This window comes from Ruegeria sp. BE3 (assembly GCF_056538865.1).
Map to the genome: position 1 here is coordinate 198,522 of NZ_JBQFTW010000006.1, position 26,536 is coordinate 225,057.

The 26,536-nt window shown below is 56.6% G+C and carries 24 protein-coding genes, 1 tRNA gene, 3 pseudogenes and 1 riboswitch; of the genes and pseudogenes, 10 read left to right on the forward strand and 18 right to left on the reverse strand.

Annotated elements, in window-relative coordinates:
- Nucleotides 1–42 precede the first annotated feature (42 nt).
- The 3 genes from ACR0AZ_RS15205 (at nucleotide 43) to ACR0AZ_RS15215 (ending at nucleotide 2,452) form a co-directional block, all read left to right on the forward strand.
- A complete protein-coding gene (locus tag ACR0AZ_RS15205) occupies nucleotides 43–909 on the forward strand; it encodes a branched-chain amino acid aminotransferase (RefSeq protein ID WP_480471473.1) in 867 nt (288 codons plus the stop codon).
- 115 nt (nucleotides 910–1,024) lie between these two features.
- Nucleotides 1,025–1,975, forward strand: coding sequence for an AraC family transcriptional regulator (locus tag ACR0AZ_RS15210; RefSeq protein ID WP_480667788.1), 951 nt, complete (start codon nucleotides 1,025–1,027; stop codon nucleotides 1,973–1,975).
- 111 nt (nucleotides 1,976–2,086) lie between these two features.
- Entirely contained in the window at nucleotides 2,087–2,452 is a 366-nt protein-coding gene (locus ACR0AZ_RS15215) for an SPW repeat domain-containing protein (protein ID WP_480471475.1), read from the forward strand.
- Between the two features lie 453 nt (nucleotides 2,453–2,905).
- Here ACR0AZ_RS15215 and cobO read toward each other — a convergent pair whose 3' ends face one another.
- The 5 genes from cobO to ACR0AZ_RS15240 form a co-directional block, all read right to left on the reverse strand.
- Nucleotides 2,906–3,505 carry a cob(I)yrinic acid a,c-diamide adenosyltransferase gene (cobO, locus tag ACR0AZ_RS15220; protein WP_480471476.1) on the reverse strand — a complete coding sequence of 200 codons (600 nt, stop codon included), beginning with the start codon at nucleotides 3,503–3,505 and terminating at the stop codon, nucleotides 2,906–2,908.
- A gap of 57 nt (nucleotides 3,506–3,562) precedes the next feature.
- Nucleotides 3,563–4,498, reverse strand: a complete 936-nt coding sequence (locus tag ACR0AZ_RS15225) for a DMT family transporter (RefSeq protein WP_480471477.1) — start codon at nucleotides 4,496–4,498, stop codon at nucleotides 3,563–3,565.
- A gap of 54 nt (nucleotides 4,499–4,552) precedes the next feature.
- Nucleotides 4,553–5,215, reverse strand: a complete 663-nt coding sequence (locus tag ACR0AZ_RS15230; RefSeq protein ID WP_480667789.1) for an HD domain-containing protein — start codon at nucleotides 5,213–5,215, stop codon at nucleotides 4,553–4,555.
- Entirely contained in the window at nucleotides 5,199–6,299 is a 1,101-nt protein-coding gene (gene aroC / locus ACR0AZ_RS15235; RefSeq protein WP_480667790.1) for a chorismate synthase, read from the reverse strand. Before aroC ends, ACR0AZ_RS15230 begins: the two co-directional genes overlap by 17 nt.
- A 94-nt stretch (nucleotides 6,300–6,393) precedes the next feature.
- Nucleotides 6,394–6,834 carry a 6,7-dimethyl-8-ribityllumazine synthase gene (locus ACR0AZ_RS15240; RefSeq protein WP_480471480.1) on the reverse strand — a complete coding sequence of 147 codons (441 nt, stop codon included), beginning with the start codon at nucleotides 6,832–6,834 and terminating at the stop codon, nucleotides 6,394–6,396.
- 127 nt (nucleotides 6,835–6,961) lie between these two features.
- Nucleotides 6,962–7,161: riboswitch (FMN riboswitch) on the reverse strand.
- A 55-nt stretch (nucleotides 7,162–7,216) separates the two neighbouring features.
- On the opposite strand from ACR0AZ_RS15240, the gene ACR0AZ_RS15245 reads away from it, so the two are divergent.
- Both ACR0AZ_RS15245 and ACR0AZ_RS15250 read left to right on the forward strand, forming a co-directional pair.
- A complete protein-coding gene (locus ACR0AZ_RS15245) occupies nucleotides 7,217–7,840 on the forward strand; it encodes an FMN-binding negative transcriptional regulator (protein WP_480471481.1) in 624 nt (207 codons plus the stop codon).
- 56 nt (nucleotides 7,841–7,896) lie between these two features.
- Complete coding sequence (locus tag ACR0AZ_RS15250) at nucleotides 7,897–8,505, forward strand: glutathione S-transferase (RefSeq protein ID WP_480471482.1); 609 nt, start codon at nucleotides 7,897–7,899, stop codon at nucleotides 8,503–8,505.
- A gap of 13 nt (nucleotides 8,506–8,518) precedes the next feature.
- Here the strand turns inward: ACR0AZ_RS15250 and ACR0AZ_RS15255 are convergent, their stop codons facing one another.
- Nucleotides 8,519–8,965, reverse strand: a complete 447-nt coding sequence (locus ACR0AZ_RS15255; RefSeq protein WP_480471483.1) for a c-type cytochrome — start codon at nucleotides 8,963–8,965, stop codon at nucleotides 8,519–8,521.
- Nucleotides 8,966–9,423: 458 nt separating this feature from the next.
- Here ACR0AZ_RS15255 and petA point away from each other — a divergent pair, with 458 nt between their 5' ends.
- The 3 genes from petA to ACR0AZ_RS15270 are packed head-to-tail and all read left to right on the forward strand — an operon-like array spanning nucleotide 9,424 to nucleotide 12,157.
- Nucleotides 9,424–10,008, forward strand: coding sequence for a ubiquinol-cytochrome c reductase iron-sulfur subunit (gene petA, locus ACR0AZ_RS15260; RefSeq protein WP_480471484.1), 585 nt, complete (start codon nucleotides 9,424–9,426; stop codon nucleotides 10,006–10,008).
- Nucleotides 10,009–10,022: 14 nt separating this feature from the next.
- Nucleotides 10,023–11,354, forward strand: a complete 1,332-nt coding sequence (petB, locus tag ACR0AZ_RS15265; protein ID WP_480667791.1) for a cytochrome b — start codon at nucleotides 10,023–10,025, stop codon at nucleotides 11,352–11,354.
- A gap of 17 nt (nucleotides 11,355–11,371) precedes the next feature.
- A complete protein-coding gene (locus ACR0AZ_RS15270) occupies nucleotides 11,372–12,157 on the forward strand; it encodes a cytochrome c1 (RefSeq protein WP_480667792.1) in 786 nt (261 codons plus the stop codon).
- A 141-nt stretch (nucleotides 12,158–12,298) separates the two neighbouring features.
- On the opposite strand, the gene mtaB is transcribed toward ACR0AZ_RS15270, so the two are convergent.
- Both mtaB and dapF read right to left on the reverse strand, forming a co-directional pair.
- Complete coding sequence (gene mtaB, locus ACR0AZ_RS15275; RefSeq protein WP_480660693.1) at nucleotides 12,299–13,555, reverse strand: tRNA (N(6)-L-threonylcarbamoyladenosine(37)-C(2))-methylthiotransferase MtaB; 1,257 nt, start codon at nucleotides 13,553–13,555, stop codon at nucleotides 12,299–12,301.
- Nucleotides 13,552–14,394 (reverse strand): diaminopimelate epimerase, encoded by an 843-nt coding sequence (dapF, locus tag ACR0AZ_RS15280; protein ID WP_480471941.1) that lies wholly within the window; start codon nucleotides 14,392–14,394, stop codon nucleotides 13,552–13,554. Before dapF ends, mtaB begins: the two co-directional genes overlap by 4 nt.
- 211 nt (nucleotides 14,395–14,605) lie before the next feature.
- On the opposite strand from dapF, the gene ACR0AZ_RS15285 reads away from it, so the two are divergent.
- A tRNA-Lys gene (locus tag ACR0AZ_RS15285) sits at nucleotides 14,606–14,681 on the forward strand.
- A gap of 413 nt (nucleotides 14,682–15,094) precedes the next feature.
- On the opposite strand, the pseudogene ACR0AZ_RS15290 reads toward ACR0AZ_RS15285, so the two are convergent.
- Nucleotides 15,095–15,409, reverse strand: a pseudogene (locus ACR0AZ_RS15290) (transposase family protein); the annotation flags it as partial.
- 265 nt (nucleotides 15,410–15,674) lie between these two features.
- Here ACR0AZ_RS15290 and ACR0AZ_RS15295 point away from each other — a divergent pair.
- Complete coding sequence (locus tag ACR0AZ_RS15295) at nucleotides 15,675–17,132, forward strand: stealth family protein (RefSeq protein ID WP_480471488.1); 1,458 nt, start codon at nucleotides 15,675–15,677, stop codon at nucleotides 17,130–17,132.
- A gap of 24 nt (nucleotides 17,133–17,156) precedes the next feature.
- Here the strand turns inward: ACR0AZ_RS15295 and ACR0AZ_RS15300 are convergent.
- The 9 genes and pseudogenes from ACR0AZ_RS15300 to iolD form a co-directional block, all read right to left on the reverse strand.
- A pseudogene (locus tag ACR0AZ_RS15300) lies at nucleotides 17,157–17,478 on the reverse strand (transposase family protein); the annotation flags it as partial.
- A 54-nt stretch (nucleotides 17,479–17,532) separates the two neighbouring features.
- Nucleotides 17,533–17,820 (reverse strand): annotated as a pseudogene (locus ACR0AZ_RS15305) (integrase core domain-containing protein); the annotation flags it as partial.
- Entirely contained in the window at nucleotides 17,771–19,741 is a 1,971-nt protein-coding gene (locus tag ACR0AZ_RS15310) for a glycosyltransferase family 2 protein (RefSeq protein ID WP_480667793.1), read from the reverse strand. The pseudogene ACR0AZ_RS15305 and the gene ACR0AZ_RS15310, both read right to left, overlap by 50 nt.
- Nucleotides 19,742–20,117: 376 nt before the next feature.
- Nucleotides 20,118–21,107: an inositol 2-dehydrogenase gene (iolG, locus tag ACR0AZ_RS15315; RefSeq protein ID WP_480667794.1), complete on the reverse strand. Its 990-nt coding sequence runs from the start codon at nucleotides 21,105–21,107 to the stop codon at nucleotides 20,118–20,120.
- 1 nt (nucleotide 21,108) lies between these two features.
- A complete protein-coding gene (locus ACR0AZ_RS15320; protein WP_480667795.1) occupies nucleotides 21,109–21,939 on the reverse strand; it encodes a class II fructose-bisphosphate aldolase in 831 nt (276 codons plus the stop codon).
- Nucleotides 21,936–22,793 carry a 5-deoxy-glucuronate isomerase gene (locus ACR0AZ_RS15325; RefSeq protein ID WP_480471492.1) on the reverse strand — a complete coding sequence of 286 codons (858 nt, stop codon included), beginning with the start codon at nucleotides 22,791–22,793 and terminating at the stop codon, nucleotides 21,936–21,938. Before ACR0AZ_RS15325 ends, ACR0AZ_RS15320 begins: the two co-directional genes overlap by 4 nt.
- Before the next feature lie 12 nt (nucleotides 22,794–22,805).
- Nucleotides 22,806–23,783: a 5-dehydro-2-deoxygluconokinase gene (gene iolC, locus ACR0AZ_RS15330; protein WP_480667796.1), complete on the reverse strand. Its 978-nt coding sequence runs from the start codon at nucleotides 23,781–23,783 to the stop codon at nucleotides 22,806–22,808.
- Complete coding sequence (locus ACR0AZ_RS15335) at nucleotides 23,780–24,619, reverse strand: phytanoyl-CoA dioxygenase family protein (RefSeq protein ID WP_480471494.1); 840 nt, start codon at nucleotides 24,617–24,619, stop codon at nucleotides 23,780–23,782. Before ACR0AZ_RS15335 ends, iolC begins: the two co-directional genes overlap by 4 nt.
- On the reverse strand, nucleotides 24,619–26,487 hold the full coding sequence (iolD, locus tag ACR0AZ_RS15340) for a 3D-(3,5/4)-trihydroxycyclohexane-1,2-dione acylhydrolase (decyclizing) (RefSeq protein ID WP_480667797.1): 1,869 nt from the start codon (nucleotides 26,485–26,487) through the stop codon (nucleotides 24,619–24,621). Before iolD ends, ACR0AZ_RS15335 begins: the two co-directional genes overlap by 1 nt.
- Nucleotides 26,488–26,536: the final 49 nt, after the last annotated feature.

A 26,536-nucleotide genomic window follows, 5' to 3' on the forward strand; every position in this document is an offset into this window, starting at 1 on the left:
GGCGCAATATTCGGAAAATTGACCCGGTTCAGGAGGTTTCGCATGGCGGGGTATGATGATCGTGATGGTACCATCTGGCTAGACGGTAAACTGGTGCCCTGGCGTGAAGCGAATGTGCACATCCTGACCCACGCGATGCACTATGCCTCGTCTGTGTTTGAGGGTGAGCGCGCCTATAACGGCAAGATCTTCAAAAGCCGCGAACATTCCAAGCGTTTGATAGCGTCGGCCGAGGCTTTGGACATGCCGATGCCCTACTCGGTGGATGACATCGAAGCGGCCAAGGAAGAGACGCTGAAAGCCAGCGGCTTGAAAGATGCCTATGTACGCGTGCTCGTCTGGCGTGGTTCGGGCGAGGACATGGGTGTTGCCTCGGCCAAGAACCCGGTTCGTATGGCCGTCGCGGTTTGGCCCTGGGGTGCCTACTATGGCGATGCAAAGATGCAGGGGGCCAAGCTGGATATCGCGGAATGGAAACGCCCCAGCCCCGAAACCATCCCGGTTCACGCCAAGGCGGCAGGTTTATACATGATCTGCACCATCTCGAAACACAAGGCCGAGGCCAAGGGGTGTTCGGATGCCCTGTTCATGGACTGGCGCGGTTATGTGGCCGAAGCGACCGGTGCAAACGTGTTCTTTGTCAAGGATGGTGAGGTGCATACTCCGCTGGCCGATTGCTTTCTGAACGGCATCACCCGCCAGACCGTGATCAAGATGCTGAAAGACAAGGGCATCACCGTTCATGAGCGCCGCATCAAGCCCGAAGAGATGGCCGATTTCGAACAATGCTGGCTGACCGGCACCGCCGCCGAAGTGACGCCCGTTGGGCAGATCGGCGAATACACATTCGAAGTTGGCGACCTGACCCGCGAGATCGCCGAGGATTATGAGAAACTGGTCCGCTCGTAATCAGAAGCTTCTGAAACCCTCGCTTCGGCGGGGGTTTTTGTTGCAGAACGTGCAATTCTTTGTGCAGATCGTTCCAACCTGTGGACTTGTCTGAACCGCTCGATATCTTTGCACGATGTTGGACCTTCTCAGCGATATCCTCACCCGCCTGTCTTTGCGCGGTACTTTCTATTTCCGCACGTCCTTTACCCCGCCCTTTGGCGTTCAGGTGCCCGGATTCGAAAACGTCGCCCGGTTTCACTTCGTCCAGCGCGGCGAGTTGAAGGTGCATATTCCGACGACGGGTGACACTCTGCGCCTGAAACAAGGCGATCTGATTCTGATCCCACATGGAGCGCCGCATGCGTTGCTGTGCGCTGAAGTTCAGCCGTTTGATGCGCTGCCACTGGAACAGGTGCTTGAGATCGCGGGATATCGGGGCGATGGCGTATTGGTCTATGGCGGTGCGGATGAGGAGCGGGATACGCAGCTGATCTGCGGTCATTTCTCATTCATTGGCCCCGCTGGCCGGGGTGGCACGGGGCATATGCTGATTGATCGGCTGCCGCCTTACATCCTGATTCAGAACTATGGGGAAGAGGCGGGATCGTGGATCGAGGCCACGCTGCGCATGATTGGCTCGGAAGTGTCAGGCGCTCGGATCGGCGGTGATCTGATTGCCCTGAAATTGTCCGAGGTTCTGTTTGCGCAGGCGATCCGTGCCTATCTGGAACACCAAAGCCCTGATGAAGCCGCCCTTGCCGGATTTGCCGACTCACGCATCTCACGCGCGTTGACAGCGTTCCACCAGTCTCCGGCACAGGAATGGAGCGTCGCGACCCTTGCGCGCGAGGCGGCCATGTCGCGCACGGCCTTTGCCCAGCTCTTTGCCGAGAAGATGGGCACCACCCCGATGCAATACCTGACAGATTGGCGCATGCAGATTGCCTGCCACGGTCTAACTGAAAGCCGTTGGAATGTGGCCGATGCCGCGGCTGAGGTTGGATACGCCTCAGAAGCCGCGTTCTCGCGTGTATTCAAGAAGCAGGTTGGCGTGTCGCCCGCTGCTTACAGGGCCATGCACTGATCCACCCTAACTTCTGAACGATCTGCAATATCTCGTAAACGATCTGGGCTGCTACGTTCGCAGTCGGACACCTATCCTTAGTCCATCACTGATTGAGGAAAGGAAGTTCAGATGTCCCTGCGTTTCGTCACCCGCACTGTTCATGCGTATCTCGACTATCCGGTCGCCATTGCGTTGATGGTGCTGCCCTTTGTTTTGGGATTGGGTCAATCCAATCCGCTGGCGCTCTGGTTGTCGGTTGTCACCGGCGTCGCAGCTTTTGTTCTGACGGTTCTGACCGACCATCACTTGGGCATTTGGCGGGTTCTGCCTTACAAGTTTCATCTGGCCGTGGACCTGATCGTCGGCATCACCTTCCTGCTGGCCCCCAGCCTGCTTGGATTCTCGGGGATTGATGCGTGGTTCTACTGGCTGAATGGTGCTGCGGTGGTAGCTGTGATCTCGCTCAGCGCACCCGAGCAGACCGCGACCGCCTGATTATTTCTGTCGCCTGAAAGAATCAAGCCGCGCGATTTCGCGCGGTTTTCCCTTTGTTAGGCAATGTTTTATGTATCAGCAGTTCAAGCTAGATGTGGTGAGTGTTTTCAGGCTTGAAAAGACTAATGAAAAAACTCAGATAATAGTAACGCCGGATGACAATATTAGACACTAGGTTCCGGGGCGATCTGTGGCTCTGCAAGCAACACAGTGAAGACCCGCCGCCGTCCTGGAAACGATCAGCGGAGGTCCCATGCGCACTCGATTCGAAGAGCTGATGTCAGATCCTTGCTGCGCTTCTTGTGATTGCGACGCGCTGAGCTCAGAGGTTGAGGTCTATCTCGATCGCAAAACCTGCGATGCGGAGAGGTGCCGGAGGCTCGACTTGCAAACCCCGACGACACTGGCAGGCCGCGTATCGACACGCAGCCTGAATGAAAACAGTTTTCAGCGTTAGAAATCCACGCCGCGCTGGGCCTTGATCCCGGCTTGGAACGGGTGTTTTTCTTCGGTCATTTCCGTTACCAGATCGGCATAATCGCGCAGCGCTTGCGGCGCATCGCGGCCCGTCAAGAATACGCTGGTCTTGTCCGATCGGGCTTTCAGACCTTCGATAACACTCTCTACAGAAAGATATTCATAACGCAGGGCGATATTGATTTCGTCGAGAACGACAAGATCATACTCACCACTGGCCATCAGATCACAGGCCTTGCCAAAGGCCGAGGTGGCCGCTGCAATGTCGCGCTCGCGGTCTTGGGTGTCCCAGGTGAAGCCCTCACCCATCGTGTGCCAGGTGACCAGATCCCGCTCTTCAAAGAAACGCCGCTCGCCGGTTTTCCACTTGCCCTTGATGAACTGGACTACGGCAACCTTTTGACCCCAACCCAATGCGCGGATCACCACACCAAAGGCGGCAGATGATTTGCCCTTGCCCTTGCCGGTGTTGATCAGCACCAGACCGCGACCCGGGTCAACGGCCTCGGACACTTTCTTGCGGTGCTGGGCCTGCACCTTCTGCATCTTTTCCTTGTGATCCTGCGCGTCGCTCATCTGGAAACCTCTTTCATTGCCCGGCCCAACCTAGGCGAAGTCTGCGAAAGGTAAAGGTCAGGCTTTGGGATCGGTGACGGCGCGCGCCTTGCCTCGTTCCAGCCCCAACTGATGCTCGCGCCAGATCACGACAACATTGCCCGCGATCACCAGCACCGCCCCGATCAGGATCGCCACCGTCGGCAGTTCGTCGAACCAGACATAGCCAATGACAATTGCAAACAGCATGGTCGAATAGTCATAAGGCGCCAACATCGAGGCCTGCCCGAAGCGATAAGACGAGGTGACGAGTATCTGCGCGATTCCACCAATCAACCCCATAGTGACCAGTATTAGAGCCTGATTTATCGTGGGTATTGTCCACCCCCAGAATGCCGTCAGGCTTGAAAGCAAGGTAGCAGTCATTGAGAAATAGAAAACGATTGCGGCGGGGTGGTCGACCTTGACCAACTGCCGGATATGGATCTGAACAAAGGCGCGGGCGAAGGTCGCTGCGAGCACGCATAATGCACCCATGGTCGCCGCCACTTCCATCTGCGTGCTGCCGAGCCGTGGCCAGATCATGATCAGCACCCCGAGCAAACCCAATGCCACCGCTCCGATTCGGATCATGCGAATGCGTTCGCCCAAGATCGCCGCTGCCAGAATCAGGGTGAAGATCGGCGTGGCATAGCCAATGGCAGTAACCTCAGGCAGGGGGAGCAGGCTGAGGCCTGTAAAGGTCAGCCCCATGGCGCTGGTGCCCAATACGCCGCGCCAGAAATGACCCATCGGTTTCTTGACCACAAAGCCTTGTGCCAGTTCACCACGCCAGACGAGCCACGCGATGATCACCGGAATGGCGAAGAGCGACCGGAAAAACACCAGCTCGCCCGGAGGAAAATCGGTCGACAACGCTTTGACCAGCGCGGACATTGATGTGAACAACATCAGCGCGCTGAGTTTCAGACCCACGGCCAGTACGGGTCGATGCGATGTTAACGATTTTGCCATTGGCCGCGACCCTGCGCCTTTGGCGGCAAAAGATCAACGACAGGATTGTACCAATCAGGTCGATTTCCAGTGGCCGGGCAGCTTGTGACCGATCTCGTCGCCAAACTCTTCCAGAAACCGGATCATGCGGTCAGCGCGTTGTCGCGCGATCTGGCGGCCCGTGTCTGTCAGCATCTCATCTGGCAGGTTCAGCAGCTTAACCTTCCAGTGGTCCAGCGAGAACCGCAGATCGTCCAGGGGCCGCGCATCCGCAAAGGGATCGGCCGGATCGTAAAGAACCCGGCCCAATGCGCCCGACACCGAGAATGTGCGTGCGATGCCGATCGCACCAAGCGCATCCAGCCGGTCGGCATCGCGCAGTATCCGTGCCTCGGACGTTTCGGGCGGGATGTTGGCCGAATAGCTATGCGCTGCGATGGCGTGTTGTGTGGCACTGATCTTGGTTGGGTTGAAGCCCAAATCCTGAAGAATAGACTCTGATTCAGCAGCGGATTGGCGCGACGCCAGATGCCGATCAGGCGAATCCTTGGGCAGGTTGACCAGATCGTGCAGATAGCAGGCGGCCAGCAGCACCGATCTGTCGGTCTGTTCGTCCGCCATGGCTTGCGCGTTCACCCAGACGCGATCCAGATGGGCCAGATCATGCGCCGGGTCGGTCTGCATATGCTGCGCGACGATGCTGCGCAGCCGCGTGCGCAGATCAGCCGATATGTCCACGGTTCTCGCCAATCTGACCGCGATGCAGCAGCAGGTGATCGAGGATCACGCAGGCCATCATTGCCTCACCCACCGGGACGGCACGGATACCAACACAGGGGTCGTGACGGCCCTTAGTGATGATCTCGGTCTCTTCACCGGATTTGGTGATGGTTTTGCGCGTGGTCAGGATCGACGAGGTCGGCTTGACCGCGAACCGTACCACGACGTCTTGCCCGGTCGAAATGCCGCCCAGAATGCCGCCCGCGTGGTTGGAGCTGTATTGGGGGCCGTCCTGCCCCATGAAGATCTCGTCCGCGTTGGCTTCGCCGGTCAGTTCAGCGGCGGCCATCCCTTCGCCGATCTCAACGCCTTTGACAGCGTTAATCGACATCATTGCGGCAGCCAGATCAGTGTCTAACTTGGCATATACAGGAGCACCAAGCCCAGCAGGAACGCCGCGTGCGACGACCTCAACCACGGCGCCGACCGAGTTCCCGGACTTGCGTAGGTCATCCAGGTAAGTGGCCCAGCCCTCGGCAGCTTGCGCATCCGGGGTCCAGAACGGGTTCTGTTCGATCTGCGACCAATCGAAATTACCGCGGTCGATTTTGTGCGGGCCGATCTGGGTCATATAGCCGGTGATCTGCACATTCGGTGCGATCTGTTTGATGGCCTCGCGTGCCAGCCCGCCTGCCGCGACACGCGAGGCGGTTTCCCGGGCCGAGCTGCGCCCGCCGCCGCGATAATCACGGATGCCGTATTTCTGCCAATAGGTGATATCGGCATGACCCGGGCGGAACTTGTCCATGATATCGCCGTAGTCTTTCGAACGCTGATCGGTGTTCTCGATCATCAGTTGCACGGGGGTGCCAGTGGTCTGGCCCTCGAACACGCCCGAAAGGATTTTCACCTGATCGGGTTCGCGCCGCTGGGTCGTGAACTTGTTCTGCCCCGGTTTGCGCTTGTCCAGCCAGTGCTGGATCATGCCCTCGTCAATCGTCACGCCCGGAGGGCAGCCGTCGACGGTGGCACCCAATGCAGGCCCGTGGCTTTCGCCCCAGGTGGTGACGCGGAAGAGGTGTCCAAAGCTGTTCATCGACATGGGGCGTGCTCCTTTGCGCGATGTGATTAGCGGGCAAGGGCCGCAGTCTCAAGCGGATTTGCGGTTGGGGCAGGGGTGCCCCAACCTGTTGTGCTTACGCTGCACGGCTCAGTGTCGTGCGGGTCTCGATGATTTTCAGCGCGGCGCGTGCAGCTTCGCGCCCCTTTTCCACGAAATGGGTGCGGTAGATCGCGTTGTGATGCTCGGTCTCCTGGTACTGATGCGGCGTCAGTGAGACTGACAGGACCGGAACGCCAGTATCGAGACTGGCGCGCATCAGGCCATCGACCACGGCTTGGGCCACGAAATCATGTCGATAGATGCCCCCATCCACAACGAAGGCAGCGCAGGCCACGGCGGCATAGCGTCCGGTCTGGGCCAGGTCGTGCGCCAGCAGGGGCATCTCAAATGCACCGGGCACGTCTAACACATCAACCTGCTCGGCGGGGATAAGCTCCAGAAACCCGTCCAGCGCGCGATCAACGATATCGGAATGCCAGTTGGCTTTGATAAAAGCATAGCGGGTGTGTGTCATCATGATCTCCTTTCAGTTTGGTGGCCTGCTGGCAATTGCGAAAACCGGTTCCCACTTTTCGCTGCCAGCCCGGCATGACACGTCACCCAAGGCGATCACGAGCAGGCGCACCGGCTTGCGGCACGCTGCACGTTCTCTTCCATCCGGACTGTAACCGTCGGCTCTGGCCTCTCACCAGATCTGCTATCACTCGTGCGTGGTTCCACAATTTGTCCGAAAACCGCTTCCCGCTCTTCGGATCGTGGACACGGCCGAGCCGCTCGCGGGCTTACGGGTCGTGGCCCGCATACCGCCGGTGGGGAATTTCGCCCCGCCCTGAGAACAACGCGGACCTTGCCAAGGGCGCGTCGCTTCTGCAAGAGAAATTGGCAGGAGGATCATCATGCACCCCAATCCCGCCTTTCGGGCCGAAGCCGCTGAGCGTCACATTGCCTTTGCCCGCGACCGTGCCTTCGGAGTGCTGGCAGTGTCGACCGATTCCGCCCCGCTCATGAGCCATGTGCCGTTTCTGCTGAGCGCGGACGCGTCCTGGGCTGAGTTGCATCTGGTCCGCTCCAACCCAATCGTGCGGGCGCTGAAACAGCCGCAAGCGGCGCGGATCGCGGTTTCCGGGCCGGATGGGTATGTCTCGCCTGACTGGTACGGGATCGAAGATCAGGTACCGACATGGAATTATGTGGCGGTTCATTTGACGGGCGAGCTTGAGCTGCGTCCGCAGGAGGAGTTGCGGGATCTGTTGGACCGGCAGAGCGCGTTCTTTGAGAACCGGTTGCTGCCGAAACCACCTTGGTTAGTGTCGAAACTGTCCGACGATGTGATGGAGCGGTTCCTGAGGATGATCGTGCCTTGTCGGTTGCGGATCAGCGAGATCGACGGGACGTGGAAGCTGAACCAGAACAAGCCCGATGCGGCCCGCCTGAGCGCAGCAGACCGGATTGCCGAGGATGGGCTTGGGGCTGAACTGCACGCGCTGAGGGATTTGATGAGGGGCGCAGCCGAACCCTGACGGGTTTTGTTTTGATCTGGCTTCTGTAGTCTGCACCGCAAACAAGGAGACAGGACATGAAGCTTTACCACAGCCCGACTTCACCTTACGTGCGCAAAGTCACGGTGCTGTTGCATGAGACTGGCCAGCTTGAGGATGTCGTGCTGGAAACTGTTGCGAGCACGCCTGTCTCTCCGGCTGAGCCGCTGATCGGAAAAGCACCGTTGACCAAGGTCCCCGCGCTTGAGCGTCCCGATGGACCAACGCTGTTCGACAGCCGGGTGATCTGCGCTTTTCTGGATGCGCGGGCGCAAGCAGGGCTCTATCCCGAGGGATCCCGGCATTGGGATGTGCTGACGCTAGAGGCGCTGGCGGATGGGATTCTGGATGCGGCACTGCTGATGACTTATGAAAGCCGTTTGCGGCCCGAGGACAAGCAGTGGGACGATTGGGTTGACGCGCAGTGGAGTAAGATCGAACGCGCCTGCGCTACGCTGAACCAGCGCTGGATGGCGCATCTTTCAGGCCCTTTGGATATGGGTCAGATCGCGGTTGGGTGCGCACTGGGCTATCTCGACTTGCGCCACGACGCGCGAGGGTGGCGCAGAGGCAATGATGCGCTGGCGACTTGGTATGCCGCCTTCAGTGAACGGCCCAGCATGATGGCGACGCGGCCACCAGGCTGAGCCTGCGTGGTGCTTATGGCGTGCTGAAAGTGGCCAGATAGGCCGCAATATCTGCGGCTCCTTTCTTCAGTTTGACGCTCATGTTCGGGCGCGCAGTTTCATCGCCCAGATAATCCTGAATGAACCCGACAGGATCTTCGGAATAGCTGGCGACATTTTCTTCGGTCCAGACAAGACCTTCTTGCCCGGCGCGGATCATGTCATCCGTGAACATCCCGATAGGCAGGCGTTCACTGCCGTTCAGGTAGTCGTTCTCGGTTCCGGCAATGCGACCGACCACGCCATAGAGATTCGGCCCGGTGATGCCGCCTTTCACCAAAACCTCACCATCTTTGATGATCGCATGGCAAGATGAGCAGCGGTTGTAAAGCTGTTTGCCTTTGGCAGGGTCACCAGCGGCGGCGACCTGCGTGGACAGTGCAATTGTTAACAGAACGGCGGCCAAGGGGGTCTTTGACATCGGGATCTCCTGTTCAACGTTCGCGCGCCGCGATTTCCGGCATTCGCGTAAAAAGTGCAATAGGAAATGGCTTAGTATCTTCCGGAATTAATGATCTATTTCAGACCTGTCATTTACAGGTGAACAAAGTCGATTCTGCGCCCGGGATTTTACACGGTTCCGCGTCAATCCAGTGCGAAGGATGCCATCTGAACGCCCTCAGCCCTGATTCTGCTTGGGCACTACGCCGACGCCCGAATCAAACCTTTCGATTCGAAGGCTCGGGGAAAGATGCGGCGCTGAAACATCAAAAATGTCAGGTGCGCTGTGATAAAAAACCCAGATGCGGCGTATTGCGCGTTTATGACCGCTAGACGAACACTAATCTCCCCGATAGACAGCGCGGTTAAGACACCGCATTCGTGCGGTGCGCGAGCTATTTGCCCGTCCGCGGGCGCCAGACAATCGGAGAAAACCTCGTGTCCCACGCAGAAGACCACGAAGGCACCCGCAGAGATTTCCTGTATTACGTCGCTGGCGGCGCAGGTGTTGTTGCGACCGGTGCAGCCGTATGGCCCCTGATCAACCAAATGAACCCGTCGGCAGACGTTCAGGCGCTGTCCTCGATCCGCACCGACGTGAGCGGGGTAGAGCCAGGAACGCAGCTGACCGTTAAGTGGCTGGGTAAACCGGTCTTTATCCGTCACCGCACCGGCGCCGAGATTGCCGAAGCGCAGCAGCAGGACGAAGAAGCGGTGGGCAACCTGCCTGACCCGCTCGCTCGCAACTTCAACATCAACGCAGACGCGCCGGCAACGGATGCAAACCGCGTGATGCCTTCGCCCGAAGGCGAAGCAGCGGGTGCATGGATCGTTCAGATGGGCGTTTGTACACACCTCGGCTGCGTGCCGCTGGGCGATGCTGGCGACTTTGGTGGCTGGTTCTGCCCTTGCCACGGGTCGCACTACGATCTGGCTGGTCGGATCCGCAAAGGACCCGCGCCTGAAAACCTGCCTGTTCCGCCCGCCGAATGGGTCGACGCAACAACCATTAAACTCGGCTAAGGGAGACCCCACGTATGTCCGGAATTCCCCACGATCATTACGAGCCGAAGACAAACGGCGAGAAGTGGCTGAACAGCCGTCTGCCCATCGTCGGCCTGATTTACGACACCATCATGATCCCCACCCCCAAGAACCTGAACTGGTGGTGGATCTGGGGCATCGTCCTGGCGTTCTGCCTGGCGCTGCAAATCGTCACCGGTATTGTTCTGGTGATGCACTATACCCCGCATGTTGATCTGGCTTTCGCCAGCATCGAACACATCATGCGCAACGTGAATGGCGGCTATATGCTGCGCTACCTGCACATGAACGGCGCATCGCTGTTCTTTGTTGCAGTCTACATCCACATCTTCCGTGGCCTGTTCTACGGCTCGTACAAAGCCCCGCGTGAAATCACGTGGATCATCGGTATGCTGATCTACCTGATGATGATGGGCACCGCCTTCATGGGCTACGTTCTGCCCTGGGGTCAGATGTCCTTCTGGGGTGCGACCGTGATCACCGGCCTGTTTGGCGCAATCCCGTTTGTGGGTGAAGCGATCCAGACCTGGCTGCTGGGCGGACCTGCAGTGGACAACGCGACGCTGAACCGCTTCTTCTCGCTGCACTATCTGCTGCCATTCGTTATCGCGGCGCTGGTCATCGTGCACATCTGGGCCTTCCACACCACCGGCAACAACAACCCGACAGGTGTTGAAGTGCGCCGTGGTTCGAAAGCCGAGGCCGAGAAAGACACGCTGCCCTTCTGGCCCTACTTCGTGATCAAGGACCTGTTCGCACTGGCCGTGATCCTTGTGGTGTTTTGGGCGGTTGTCGGCTTCATGCCGAACTATCTGGGCCACCCGGACAACTATATTGAAGCCAACCCGCTGGTTACGCCCGCACATATCGTGCCCGAATGGTACTTCCTGCCGTTCTACGCGATCCTGCGCGCCTTCACCGGTGAGGTCTGGGTCGTGCAGTTCGCCAGCTTCATCACCGGCGGCATCGTCGACGCCAAGTTCTTTGGTGTGATTGCGATGTTCGGTGCGATCCTGGCCATGGCTCTGGCGCCCTGGCTGGACACCTCGAGCGTGCGCTCGGGCAAGTACCGTCCGATGTTCAAGTGGTGGTTCTACTTGCTGATCATCGACTTCTTCGCCCTGATGTGGCTGGGTGCGATGCCCGCAGAAGAGCCTTATGCGACCTTCTCGCTGATCGCGTCCGCCTACTGGTTCGCCTATTTCTTCGTGATCCTGCCGATCCTGGGTGTTATCGAAAAACCCGACGCTCAGCCGGAAACCATCGAAGAAGACTTCAACGCGCATTATGGCAAGGCTGACGCCGACGCCACGCCGGCCGAGTAAGAAGAGGGACCGGAAACATGTTCAAGAAACTTGCAATCGGTGCCGCCTTTGCTTTGGCTATCGCTCCTGCCGCATCACAGGCGGCAGGCGCATATGAGCAGCACATCGAAGACTTTCAGTTTTCGTTCGAAGGGCCTTTTGGCACCTGGGATCAGAACCAGCTTCAGCGCGGCCTTCAGGTTTACACCGAAGTCTGTGCAGCTTGCCACGGCCTGAAATACGTGCCGCTGCGCGATCTGGAAGCGCTGGGGTATTCGGAAGAAGAAGTGATCGCCTATGCTGCTGGCAACTTCGAAGTGTTCGACCCCGAGCAGGACGATTTCCGCCCGGCGATCCCAACCGACCACTTCCCGGCCAATGACGGCGTTGGCGCACCGGACCTGAGCCTGATGGCCAAGGCTCGTGCGGGCTTCCACGGTCCCTATGGTCTGGGCATCAACCAGTTGGTCAAAGGCATGGGTGGGGCGGAATACATCGCCTCGTTGATGGATGGCTATACCGGTAAGGAAAAAGAAGAGGCAGGTACCATCCTGTACGAAAACACGGCCTTCCCGGGAGGCTGGATCTCGATGGCTCCGCCTCTGTCTGAGGATCAGGTTGAGTTCGCCGATGGTCACCCGGCCACGGTTGAAGCCATGTCCGAGGACATCGCGGCCTTCCTGATGTGGACTGCCGAACCGAAGATGATGGAGCGTAAGAATGCCGGTTTCGTAGGTGTTCTGTTCCTGACCGTTCTGTCGGTGCTGCTGTACCTTGTGAACAAGCGCCTGTGGGCACCTGTAAAGGGTAAGCGTCTGGACTGAGTTCAGGAAAATTAAGCTGATGACCCCCGCGCCCTTTGGGTGGCGGGGGGTTTTTTGTTGCGGCGATGCTGACGGGGCCAGCCCCTTCTTGGCCTGCGGCCAATTCAACCCCGAGATATTTTTAGCCAAATGAAGGGCGGATCAGGCTCGTAATTGCGTGGTCGTGTGCCCCTGGATCGTGGCGGTTATGATCTGGCCTTCGGGTTGGGCCGTGTCGAAGGTCACTTCGGTGAATTGTTCAGTGCGGCCCATCATCGGGTTCTCCATCAGGATGTTGTGGGTTTTGCCGATCTGGGCGGACAGATGCTTGGTAACCTGAGATTCTCCGGCGGCGCGCAGGCGGGCGGCGCGCTCTTTGATGATGTTTCCGTTGACCTGCTGCGGTATGCGGGCCGCTGGGGTGCCTTCGCGTTTCGAATACGGGAAGACATGCAACCAGGTCAGGTCGCACTCTTTGACGAGTTTCAGCGAGTTCTCAAAATGTGCGTCCGTTTCAGTGGGGAAGCCTGCAATGATATCGGCACCGAAGGTCATATCGGGGCGCAGCTTGCGGACCTCTTCGGCAAAGTGGATCGCATCGTCGCGCAGATGGCGGCGTTTCATCCGTTTCAGGATCAAATCATCGCCATGTTGCAGGGACAAGTGCAGATGGGGCATCAGTCGGGACTCGGTCGCGATGGCCTGCATCAGGTTCTCATCCACTTCGATCGAGTCGATCGAGCTGATACGCAGGCGCGGCAGGTCGGGCACCAGCTTAAGGATCCGCATCACCAGATCGCCCAGTCTGGGTTGCGCGGGCAGATCGGCACCCCAGGAGGTCAGGTCCACGCCGGTCAGGACCACTTCGTTGTAACCCTTGTCCACCAGCCGTTTGATCTGATCCACCACGACGCCCGCAGGGACGCTGCGCGAGTTTCCTCGGCCATATGGAATGATGCAGAACGTGCAGCGGTGGTCACATCCGTTCTGGACCTGTACATAAGCGCGGGAGCGTGTGCCAAAGCCATCGATCAGGTGGCCCGCCGTTTCCGTGACGGACATGATGTCGTCGACCTGTACCGTCTCGGTCTCGCCGATGAAGTCCGCGGCCATGCCCTTCCAGGTCTCAGGCTGCATCTTTTCGGTGTTGCCAATAACTGCGTCAACCTCATCCATTTCGGCAAAGGTCTGAGGTTCGGTCTGTGCGGCGCACCCCGTGACGATCAGTCGTGCATTGGGATTCTCGCGCCTCAGCTTGCGGATCTCCTGACGGGCCTTGCGGACCGCCTCGGCGGTCACGGCACAGGTGTTGACGACAACTGCATCCGTCAAGCCGGCTTGCTGCGACAGCTCTTTCATCGCCTCGGTCTCGTAGGCGTTCAGGCGGCAGCCCAGAGTGGCAAACTTTGGCGGGTTCATCCCAGCGACCCCAGAAACTCCGGCGTCAGCGTGCCCGAGAAGACATGAGCCGTTGGTCCGGTCATCCAAACACCATCCTCGCGCCAGTCAATCCAGATGGTGCCGCCATCCAGATCGATCTGCACCTTCCGCCCGGTTAGACCCCGCCGTGCAGCCGCCACCGCAGTGGCACAAGAGGACGAGCCGGAGGCGAGCGTAATTCCAACGCCGCGTTCCCAGACACGCATGCGGATATGGTCCGGGCCGATTACCTGCGCGACCTGCACATTGGTCCGCTCGGGATAAAGCGGATGATATTCATACCGCGCGCCAAATTCGGCCAGCGGGATCGCTTCGGCATTTTCAACGAAGAAGGTACAATGCGGGTTACCCATACCTGTGGCGGTCGGGCCGCCTTCGATGGGCAATTCCAGCGTATCCACATCCTCGGCCAAGGGAATGTCCTGCCAGTCCGTTTGCGGATGTCCCATATTGACCGAGGTCAGGCCGTCGCCTGCATCCCGCGCATAGAGCGTTCCACGCTCGGTCGTCAGGGTCAACTCGGATTTGCCTGTCTCATCCATCAGGAACCGTGCAATGCACCGGGTCGCGTTTCCGCAGGCGGCCGAGGTCGAGCCATCGGAATTGTAGAACACCAGATGCGCATCGGCCTGGCCGTTTTCAATCACGGCCAGCTGATCAAAGCCGACACCGAATTGACGATGCCCGATTCCCTCAACCTGTGCAGGAGTGATCGAAACCGCCTGCGCGCGCGCATCCACAATGACAAAGTCATTGCCCAGCCCGTGCATCTTCATGAAGGGCAAACCGGTGTCGTTAATACGTTGCATGGCGGGCATATAACCCCGGTCAGAAGATGAATCCACCCTATCGCGCAGATTCCTGAAAAAAGGGGTTGACCCCCCTGCGCCACCTGCCTAATTAGGCCGCCTATCGGGACGCCGATCCTGTCTAGGAAACCGGTGGAACGCGGTGCAAATAAGGTCTTGAACCCGGTTGGGAAAATGCCTTACAGAGCGCCACGGATCATTAAGATCCGAACAAAAGAGTGGGCCGTTAGCTCAGTTGGTAGAGCAACTGACTTTTAATCAGTGGGTCGCAGGTTCGAATCCTGCACGGCTCACCACTTTTTTCAATAAAAACAATTGTTTGAGAATTCATGTGTAGAGTGCGCTTCATGACGTGTAGCTTACCGGAAGCACTGTGACAAAGTTTGAAGTGTGCCTGCAGGAGCACATTCGTTTGCTCTATTTTCTGTTGGAGTCAATAACTCAGTGGTCAGTTTTTTGACGTTCGTTTTGATTTTACTCCCTCATCAATAGCCATCTACTATGCAAAGGCTTCGCAAGCCGTGGGGTTAGCCCAGAGCCATTGTCGGAAGACAAAACATCAAATGGCTGCAGTTTGACCCACGCGAATAGTCAAACTTACGTCATCTGTAGCGCAGGGCACCTGAGATGTTGAGTTTCACGCTCAGATTGGTATCAGAGGGAAAGATCCGAGACCTTGTGTGGCCAGAAGTGCAGAGCCCACCGAAACGCGTCCCCTAGTTCTTTGTGGAAGCCGGTTCAGGTCATAGCGCCGGAGAAAGCGATAGACGCCTGCATCGAAGATCTTGATGCCGTGATAACGAGCCAGGTACCAAACGATGTGAATTGGTCCCAGATGGTAGTTCCGCCGCAGGTGAAGAACCTTCTCAACAATTTCTGGCGGTGTTTGATTGACAGGATACTTCGGAATGGTTTTGCCACTCTTCAACCCTTCTTCTCCAAATTCTCGGTATGTCGCACGCTATCGATAAAAGCTGGATTGACCAATGCCAAAATACCGGCAGGTCTTGCTCACACATCTGATCTTTTAGACACACTGCAGAACACGAAGCTTACGCTGAATCTCTAGTTGATCGCCTGTCATGAAAACTCCCTCCTTCCCAAAACTGGGATGTTATCGGAAGCTCCCGAGAGTCCGTACATATCTACATTCTAGGTTTCATATCCGTTCGACACCCCTCATGCTTTGGCTTGAACTTCACAGGCGGATACGTCAAATAGGGCGAAGCCGCAAAGTCGCCAACTCGGTGCGCTTGACCGATTTAATCTGCACAAAGATTTTTATCCTCATGAAACCACCTAAATTAAGAATATTCAATAAAAATAAACCTGTGGTAGTAATAGCTGACTCCGAGCAAAATAAGAACATGGCCGAAAGATTAGTTGGTCTCGCGCGAGTGCGGAATCTAAACCCGATTTTGGGTGGGGCTGTGGAGGAAGGTGTCTCTAGAATAAATATACCAGAGAGTGAGGCCGAAAAATTCCTAGCAGTGGTTTTGAAAGACTGTGCGGATGATGAGAGTATTCGATTTTTATACAAAGAAAACAAACCCATTTCAGGCCGTAAACTAAGAAAACGCGGGATGCGGGTGGCATATGATGTCGCGATTATTAGGTATTCCGACGATTTGCACGACTATGTTTCATTGGTTGAAATTGCAATCTGGCGCGAGATGGAGCGATATGGACGAAAATTTCTCTCAGTAAATCGACCTTCTAGCGTTGTCTCCCGCGTTCCACATTTTGGTTTGTTCAAGGGTTTGGACACGATTGATAATATCAATAGCGAGTTTACCGATACGACTAAACCTAACTTCCCGGTAGATGTCGTATTTACGTGGGTGGATGGAGACGATAGTGAATGGAGGAAACAAAAGGCAGAGTATGCCGCTCAGCACGGTGCTCATCCGGGGGCAATAGGCGAGAGGTTCAAAAGTCGCGATGAGCTTCGATACGCACTTCGGTCAATCGAGATGTTTATGCCATTTGTGCGGAAAGTATTTATTGTCACTGCAGGGCAGACACCAGATTGGTTAGACACGAATTATAATCGTGTCAGGCTGGTTAACCACGAAGAGATCTTCTCCGATATAGATCACCTTCCAACTTTTAACTCCCATAGTATTGAATCTCATCTCCATGAGATTGAAGATCTTTCGGAGCACTTTATCTACTTTAATGACGACATGATGGCTGGAAAGCTAGCTTCGCAAGATGATTTTTTTGATCCGAATGGGATTGCGAAGGTTTATACGGATAACATGTTTGTGATCCCAGAACTCCTCGAAGATAGGGATCACAGCTTCATCAAGGCGAGTGCCAAAGTCGTAAAGATTTTCCGGAGAGACTTTGGTGTTTCTCCTTCCTCCATGATTAAGCATGTACCTTATGCTACTCAGCGCTCTGTTATGTACGAATTGCAGCAGCGATATGTGGAAGAGTTTGCGGTGACTTCGTCAAACAAATTTAGAGAACCAAGTGATATACCACCAATCTCTTTCCTTTATTCCCACTATGCACTGATGACTGGGCGGGCTGTTTGTTGTGAGGCTGATCATTGCTATATACCACTCTTTTCGCCAAAATTGGAACTCTCTCTTAGTGAGCAAATGAAGGTAGAAAAACGTAAAAAATATATATGCCTGAATGATGCGGCTGTGCCCGAAGAAAGGAAAGACAAAGTTGACCAAATGGTGAGCTCATTCTTAGAGTCCTACTTTCCAATTAAAAGCAAATTTGAAAAATAGAATGCCCGGGCTCACAACCCGTAACTAGAAAATGATGAGGGCGGGCAGGAGCACTTTAATGCACCTGTCGTAGCGGATTGCGACATGCCTCCAATCCTTGAACCTGCTGAACATGATCTCAATCCAGTTGCGCCATTTACAACTGCGCTTTTCGTGCGTCACCGGTGCCTTGGGCTGTTTGCTACGAGGGATCACGCGCACATACCTTTGCCGCCTGATGCTTCTCTGAACCAATCCGCGTTATAGCCGCGATCCCCATGTAACCGCTCTACATCCAGCAGGCTATTCAACAATGCCCATGCCCGATGTAATCGCTAATCTGTCCCACAGTCACGAACAGGTTGAGCGCCTGGTGCGGATGGGTGTGACTATACTGCTTGATCCAGCGATTGATGACGATCTGAGCTTGTTGCGTCGTTGCAAACCACAGGGTATTCAAGAACTCCCGTCGCAGTGTTTCATTGAACCGTTCGTTGTATTCGGATTCCCAAAGTGGTCGCGATTGCAGTGAGCTTCGCTCCAATTCTATCTCTTCCCTACGTTGTTGATGATAAAGAGTAGAGAATTCGACTACTCCCGCATCGTGGTATTGGTTGGGGAGCAAGTGTCTCTGTTGGTAACTCGGTACATTTAGTGACTTAGCCCATCTCAGATTCGGGTGCGCCTGAGTTGTCTGAAGCAATAGCATCGAACAAGGTTTGATAGTCCGGTTGTTGAAGCAAGTCCGCTATCCTGTTTGCGTGCCACGCGGTTGCGGCATCGTGAAGCGCAGCCAGCTCAGAGTCTTCCATCAACTGACGCCAAGTCTCTTTTGCTTTCGGTAACCGGGAAATAATTCGATCATCAAAATCCGTGACGTAGTTTCGGGCGCGCCAATATTCGAGTCCTTGGTCTTGATCTACATGATTGATCCTGCCGCGTTCACGTTTCACGAGAAAGCTCTCTGCAGAGCGAAGGACATAGTGATTCAGCGTCACGAGGTCATAGCCGATCGACCGCTTGGTTGATCTCCAACCGTTACCAGTCAGCAGCATCTCGGGCATGACGCGGCCAGAGCCGTTGGTCCACCGGACTTTTTCGACGCTGTTCGGCTCGATCTGCAAAGGACGATGAACACCCAGTTTCTGATAGGGCGCCCCTTTCGAGATCAACGTTTTGAACCCCCAACCCAATCGGGGCTTTGGCAGATACTCCGGGGCGCATCTTGTAAACTGCTCGGTTATGAATTCATCCATATACTTCGGGACGTTCTGGTTGCCAAAGAACCGCCACGTCATTGAAATAACATTTGGATAACCCGAAGCTTCGATCAGTTCCGGGATCGTGCCATCGCCGGTATGAATATTGATGAACTCATCAACATCTATGCAGACCGTCCAGTCCGCCTGGGCGTAACAGGGTTGCAGAACGGCATCATTCAAGGCACCGCGCTGCGGTTTTTGCCCTTTGTCCTTCTTATAGGGATTCGGCAGGTGAACAACGATGCCAAGCGCTTGCAAGCGATCAAGAATTTGATCTGTTCCGTCACTACAGTCGTTCGTGTAGATCAGGAATTTAGTCACGCCGACGGACAGATGATAGGCGATCCATTCCAGGATGAATGGACCTTCGTTCTTCATCGATGAGATCACAAGAATCTCCGGATCAGCTTTCGGTATCTGCTCGGGCGGCGCAAGCTTTGGGAATTTCCGAGCGGCCTTCTTCTCCAGCTCCGCCATCGAGCGCTTTAGCTCGATGATATCAAGCGCGCTTACATCAGTATTCTGCTTGATCAATCCCGCATCGGTCGCGTTATCGGTCGTCGCCTCATCTACGCTGATCTGGTGGTTTTCAAGCTGTTTTCCGACGAAAGACGTCGCTGGCGGGATTCGCATCTCACCTGAAGAAATACTACGCCTAAGCCGTCTGCCCCAAAGGTGTACGCCATAAACTTCTTCGCCAAGCAAATCGGTCAGGGTGTCTTCGGGTTGGGTGAGAAGACCGCGGTCGCTGAATTCGACCGGGTAAAAGCTGTTCCTCGCCATCACTTCCTGTGTAAGGCTCAGTTTCTTGACGAAGTAACTCAATGCATGAACGCCGAGCGAACCGCGTTTCAGATCGGCGGCATCGACCTTTTGCCCGCTCACGCGCCGTTCTCTGATATCCTGGATGTCGTGCTCATTCATCCAAGGAGGAGTGGGAGCCTCTTGTTGCGCAAATCGATTAAGTTCAGAGATTAGGGTGCTCTCTTTGTCTGAACCTAAAACTGCAGCGCCGACGACCCTCTCACTCTTCTGCCAGGCGCAAATCAGCCCCGATGGAAAATCCCAGGGCTTGAGGCAATACATATCCAGATCCGCCCAGATCGTCGCAGCCTGCAACAGTAGCTGATATTTAAATCGATCCGCAAGAACCTCAATTTGGTTATAGGTATAGTCGGCAGGATCGCTTTCGAGCCGCAGGATCGCCTTGGCATCTTTGATCTCTACGCCGTTCGGCACACCTGAAACCGGCCCGTAAGTATAAAGGTGAAACTCATGTCCAGCAGTGAGGAATGATTTCAGACACAGCTTCTCGAGATACGTAAGAGGTCCGCCAACCCAAAGCCCGGATATAGGTTTCAAAGTCAAGTCACGCTCTCGAATTTTGCATCAGTCCTGATGGTGGCCTGCATATAGAGTTTCATGATCGTACGATGCAGGGTCGTAAGCCTGTTGTCACCGCTCTTGCAGAGGTTCCGCTCAACGGTCTTCCATTGAACATGCTGAGAGTGTGACAGGTACCTCATGCACCCAGTTTGGTACGATAGCGTTGCTCCATATGCAATGCGCACCAACAATCAAATACACTTCGCGTCTTCAAGAAATTTAATCTGTCAGACACATTCCGGACATCTCATGCAGATACCAAGCAACTGCGGCGCGTCGAGAAGATGTCTGACGATTTCTTGAGGGGGTACGAGTTTTGGCGCGCCGTACCTTTAAACCTGACGGCATGGTTGGTGTCTCAGGTGAGGCTCACTACTGTTCCCTGTTTCAAAGATGCGTCTGCTGCGTCGGCCAGTATCTGAGCACGCAAGCCGTCAATGATTCCGGGTGATAGCGTTTCAGCTCCGCCTACTGCGGCGATGAAATGAGCCATCTCGTGGCGATACGCAGCCTCATAGCGCTCAAGAAAGAAATGCTGCGCGGGCGCTTTTCGGAAGCCTGCCGGAGTGGCGCTCTCGACCGTGTTTTCTAACATGTTTTCAGCCCGCAACATGCCTTTTTCGCCATGCACCTCGATCCGCTGGTCATAGCCATAGCTGGCGCGGCGCGAGTTGGATATCTGGCAGATCTTGCCGCTGGCGGTGGTCAGGGTGACGGCGGCAGTGTCGACGTCTCCGGCCTTGCCGATCTCGGGGTCGACCAGAGAAGAGCCGACCGCATAGACGCTGACGGGTTCCTCGCCCAGCAGGAAGCGCGCCATGTCCAGGTCGTGGATCATCATGTCGCGGAACAACCCGCCCGAGCTTTCGATATAGCTGATCGGCGGCGGCGAGGGGTCGCGGGACAGAATGGTCACGATTTCGACGTCACCAATCTCACCAGCAGCGATTCGGGACTGAATATTGGCGAAATTTGGGTCAAAGCGGCGGTTGAAGGCGGTCATGAAGGGAACGCCTGCGGTCTCGACCACCTTGATGCAGTCGCGGATACGGTCGGCGGACATTTCCACAGGCTTCTCACAGAAGATCGCCTTGCCTGCACGCGCGGCCTGATGGATCAGTTCGTAATGCGTGTCGGTTGGGGTTCCGATGATCACCGCATCGACATCAGCGCTTTCGATCAGGTCTTCTGCCGGCAGAACCTGTGCGCCGGATTTGTCGGCCAGCATCCGGGCCGGCTCCGCAAATGCGTCTGCCACAGCGCTGACCCGAGCTCCGTCGATCTGCCCGATTGAGCGTGCATGGACTTGCCCGATGCGTCCGCACCCCAATAGCCCGATATTCAGCATGTCATGCCCCTTTGAACGCTTGCAGAACCCGGCGGGTCGCCTCGACAACCGGCTCATGTGTGTCTTTAAGAATAAGAACTCGGTCGAACCTGTCCGGGTCGGCGTTTACGGCAGCGCGCAGGGCATTCCCAAAGGCCATCCGCAATTCGGTTCCGATGTTGAATTTGCAGATTTTCGATCCACGTGCCAGTGCAGCACGTTGCGCAACCGGCACGCCCGAGCCGCCATGGATCACCAGAGGTATCTCGGTCACGGCTTCTATCGCGCGGATACGGGCTTCGTCCAGACCGCCTTCCTTGTTTTGCTGCAGATGGACATTTCCAACCGAGATCGCCATTGCATCCACGCCGGTCTCTCGGGCGAATTGCGCGGCTTCCTCCGGAGTGGTCCCGTCCGAACCTTCACCACCCGAATAGCCGACAAAACCGATTTCCCCCTCGCAGGAGACACCAGCGGTATGGGCGATCTCGGCAATCGCAGCGGTTTCAGCGATATTCTGTTCCAAAGGCTTGCGCGAGCCATCGAACATGACAGAGGTGAAGCCGCTGTCGATGGCGACGCGGCACTCCTCATGAGTGTAGCCATGGTCCAGATGGGCCACGACAGGAACGCTGGCTCCTTCGGCCAGATGGCGGAACATTTTGCCCAGAACTGGCAGCGGCGTGTGTTCGCGGCAGGATGGTCCGGCTTGCAGGATGATGGGCACGCCTTCGGCTTCGGCCGCGGCTACATAGGCACGCATATCCTCCCAACCCAGCGTTACCAAACCGGCCACGGCATATCCGTCACGCAGCGCGGGTTGCAGCACGTCCGATAATGTCACGAGGCTCATTTGAACTTGGCCACCATGTCCATGATACCCGGGATCGTGTGCAACTGATCCGCATGGGTCGGCTGGAAATACTGCTTTAGCGAGCGCTGGCTAAGCCCGCCGAGGATGGTGAAATAATACATCTCGTACCCCGGCAGAACCGCGCAGGGGTGATAGCCCTTGTCCAGTAGGATCGTTGAGCCATCCATGATGTGATAAGCATCACCCGGCTTGTTATCCTCGCGCTGCAGCATCTGAACACCCGAGCCATAGTTCGGACGGAAGCGGAAGTTATACGTCTCGTCATGGCGAGTCTCGATCATATCGCCATCGTCGCCTTTGCGGTCGGTGTCGTGCTTGTGGCTGGGAAATCCGGACCAGCCGCCCTGACCGACGGTGTAAAGCTCGGACACCAGCAGGCGGCCCACCTTGTCGTGATGGTTTGCCCCAAGGATATGTTTGATCTTGCGGTGGGTTTTGGTGTCGTCCGAGCCGTATTGTACCAGATCCAGCTCGGGCACGCGGACGTCAAAAGGTTCAAGCACACGGTCGAATTTTGCGCCCGCGATGAAAGTTTCGGTTTCATCCGTCACGCAGGTGATACGCACCTTTGCGCCGACGGGAACATAGACGCCTTCGGGTTCACCATCCCAGACGTCGATGGTGCGGTTGCCCAGATTGGTAAACACTGCCCCATCCACATCGACATCCACGGTGCCGGTGGCGGGCACGATGCAGGTCTCATAGCCCGGTACGGCATATTCGAACACCTCGCCCTTTTTCAGTTTGACGATGTTGAAATAGTTCAGCGGCACCAGATCATGGTCGGCATCAACGATGGGTTTGTTCTGGTTGTCATGGGGCGCGATATGCATCTGCGTCTCCTTTCAGGTATCCGTGGGGCCCGGGTGCTGGGCCAGAAAATCGTCAAGCTGGGGCGTGGTGGGCATGGCCCCGGCGCAGCCGGGCTGCGAGACCACGATCGAGGCACAGGCCGAACCGCGCAGCACAGCTTCGCGCAGGTCATGCCCCGCCGCGATTGAGGCCAGCAGGCCGGCCAGAAAACTGTCGCCTGCGCCGTTGGGTTTCACCGCGGTGACCGGATAGATACCGGTACGAATCTCCTGCCCATCGGTCAGCGTGATGGCCCCTTCGTGACCCATCTTGTAGATCACCGTTTTTCCATTGGCGGCCAGCTCGCGGGCTTTGTCGAGGCTCTTTTCGATGCCGCCCGCCATAAAGCCGAACTCTTCGTCATTTCCGACGATCAGATCGCTTTCGCTACCTGCGCGGGTCAGAACCTCCGAGGCCACTTCCGGCGACGGCCAGCTATAAGGCCGGTAATCGATGTCGAAGATCACTGGCAGACCTGCGGTGCGCGCGTTTTCAAACGCGCGGAACGTGGCCGAGCGTGAAGGCTCCGCCGCAAACACCGTGCCCGCCGTGATCAGGGCTGAGAAGGCGCTGTAGTCCACCTCATCCATATCCGCCTCGGTCACTTGGAAATCGGCGGCACCGTTGCGATAGATGACGTTCTGGAAATCCTCGATGCAGCTTTCGTAAACGGCCAGAGAGGTGCGCGCCTCGCCACCCACAGCGCGGACATATCGCGTTTCTACGCCATAGTCCTGCAGACGGTTCACGCAGAACCGCCCCACTGCGTCATCCGAGACTGATGTGACCAGCGCCGCTTGCGATCCCAGTTTAACCAGTCCCGCACAAATGTTGGCGCTCGAACCGCCCAGATCGGCGCGAAAGACCTTAGCATCTTCGCTTTTGGTCCCGACCGGATCTGCGAACATGTCCATCCCGGCTCGGCCAAACACGGCAAAGCGATTGCCTTTTATCCCTTCGATCAGAGTCACGTGCGTCCCTCAGTATTGCCTGCCCGGGCGGCATCAAGCACCTCGGGGTAGGGATAGTGCAGACCCAGCAACTGCCGCATATCGGGACTTGCCTGATCGAGGAAATCCTGCGGTAGCGCAGCGGGCATATCTTCCATCGGTTTGACCCATTTGGGCAGGTATTGGATCAGAATCGCGCTGCGGTCGTGATCCGCTTTGTTCGGCATCGCGCAATGCCACGTCACGCCATAGAACAGAGCAACATCGCCAGGCTCACCGGTCATCTGCTCGCATTTGTCATAGAACTTGTCTTCGGGCGTGGGATACCGCAGCTCTTTCTGCGATCCCGGCACATAGCCCGTCGCGCCGCTTTCTTTGGTGAACGGGTCCAGCAAAACCGAGACCTGTGCATTCATTGGAAATGAACCATTCAGACCGACGGGATGCGTTTCGGGGCTGTGAAAGTCCCAATAGGGATAGTCGACATGCGGCTCCTGCCCCGGCCCGCCCGGCAGGATGCGATTGGCAGCGATCGAGCCCATGATGAACTCTGTTCCCAGAAATTTGCGGAGGATATCCATCAGAACTGGATGTGCGGCCATGCGGGAAAATACGTCACCCTTGGCCAACAGATTCCAAACCCTTCGTTGTAGGTTCAGCTTGCCATCTTCTTCGGCTGCCCCCTGAAAGTGGGTCACCTTCTCAGCCGCAGCTTCCGAATGTTCCATGATGATCGCGCGGGCTTCGGCGACTTCCTCGGGCGTGAACAGGCCCGAGATGGTAACAGCTCCGCCACCATTCAGCAGCTCATCGACGATGACCTCAGGATTAGATGTTTCTGCCGTGAACCGTTTCATCAGATGCCCTTGCGTTGTTTTTCGCGGGTGGATTCCCACTCGACATGCGCATCGCGAACTCTCTCATCCGACGAGGTATGGGGTGTACCAACTTCCCACCATGCGTGGCCTTCAGTGGTCCAGCCTTCATAGGCGTCCACATCCATCACGATCACATAGGTTTTGTCGCTGGCCTTGGCGCGCTTGAAGGCCTCAGATAGTTCTGCCGGGTTCGCAACCTTTTCGCTGGTTGCCCCCATCGAGGCCGCGTGGGCCACGATATCGACGCCGAAGGCTTCGGGGATCGTCGGGCAATCTTCCAGTAGGTTGTTGAAGCTTTCATTGCCGGTATTGTTCTGCAGCTTGTTGATGACCGCAAAGCCGCCATTGTCGAGCACCAGAACGATCATCTTCTTACGGCTTAGAACCGAAGAATAGATGTCCGAATTCAGCATCAGATAAGAGCCGTCACCGCAGAAGGTGATGGTGTCCTTCTCCGGCTCCCGCTCGGATTGGGCAATGCGCGCGCCCCAGGCGCCTGCGATCTCATAGCCCATGCAGGAAAAGCCGAATTCCACATCGACCGTGCCGATATCCAATGTACGCCAGTTGGCGGTGACTTCTGCGGGCAGGCCCCCGGCGGCGGCGACCACGCGGTCGCGCGTGTCACACAATTCGTTCACTACACCGATGGCTTGCGCGTAAGAGTTCTGACGGTTCCCGTAAGACACATTCTCGGCCACATAGGCGTCCCACTTGCGCCGTTCCTCCTGCGCGAGCGAGACCCAATCGGATGAGGCCGCATAGTCAACTGCTTGCGTTAGAGCTTGAATCGACAACTTGGCATCTCCAACAATCGGCAAAGACATATGTTTGCCCGCATCATGTCGTGCGGCATTGATTGAGATGAACTGAGCGTCCTTCGCAAAGGCCGTCCAAGATCCAGTTGTGAAATCCTGTAGCCGGGTTCCGATGGCAACGATCACATCCGCCTGTTCCGCAATTGCGTTGGCGCTGTCCGAACCGGTGACACCGATCGGGCCAATGTTCAGCGGATGGGTTGCCAGCATATTGGCACGGCCCGCGATGGTTTCGACCACTGGAATCTGATGTTTCACGGCAAAATCGGTCAGCTCGGCCACAGCTTTGGAATACTGAACGCCACCACCTGCAATGATCATCGGGCGTTTCGCCCCAGCCAGAGCACTTGCCGCGTCTGCAATTTCATCCGCATCAGGCGCTTGCCGGCGAATGCGATGCACTTTTTTCTCGAAGAACTTCACCGGGTAATCATAGGTCCACCCTTGCACGTCTTGCGGTAACCCGAGGAACGCAGGCCCGCAATCGCCCGGGTCCAGCATCGTCGCAATGGCGGCGGGCAGAGATTGAATGACCTGCGCCGGATGTGTGATGCGATCCCAATAGCGGCTGACCGGCTTGAAAGCGTCATTCACGCCGAAAGTCGGGTCGTAGTAGTTCTCCATCTGTTGAAGAACCGGGTCAGGTAGGCGCGTGATGAAGGTATCTCCACACAGCATTAGCATGGGCAGACGGTTGGCATGGGCCAGTCCGGCGGCGGTCAGCAGATTCGCAGTGCCGGGTCCTGCGCTGGCGGTGCAGAACATGAATCGCTGACGCAGCCACTGTTTGGCATATCCGGCGGCGGCGAATCCCATGCTCTGTTCGTTCTGTCCACGATAGAGCGGCAGCTCATCCCGCACCGTATTCAGCGCCTCGCCCAGACAGGTCACATTGCCATGGCCGAAAATCCCGAAACCCCCGCCACATAGGCGATATTCCTGACCATCGATCTCGATGAACTGGTTCGACAGCCAGCGAATGATCGCCTGCGCCGTTGTCAGGTAAACAGTGTCGTGTTGCGCGGACATGTCTGCGGGCTCCTTTAGGAAAATTGAGATGCAGTGCCGAATGCAGCTT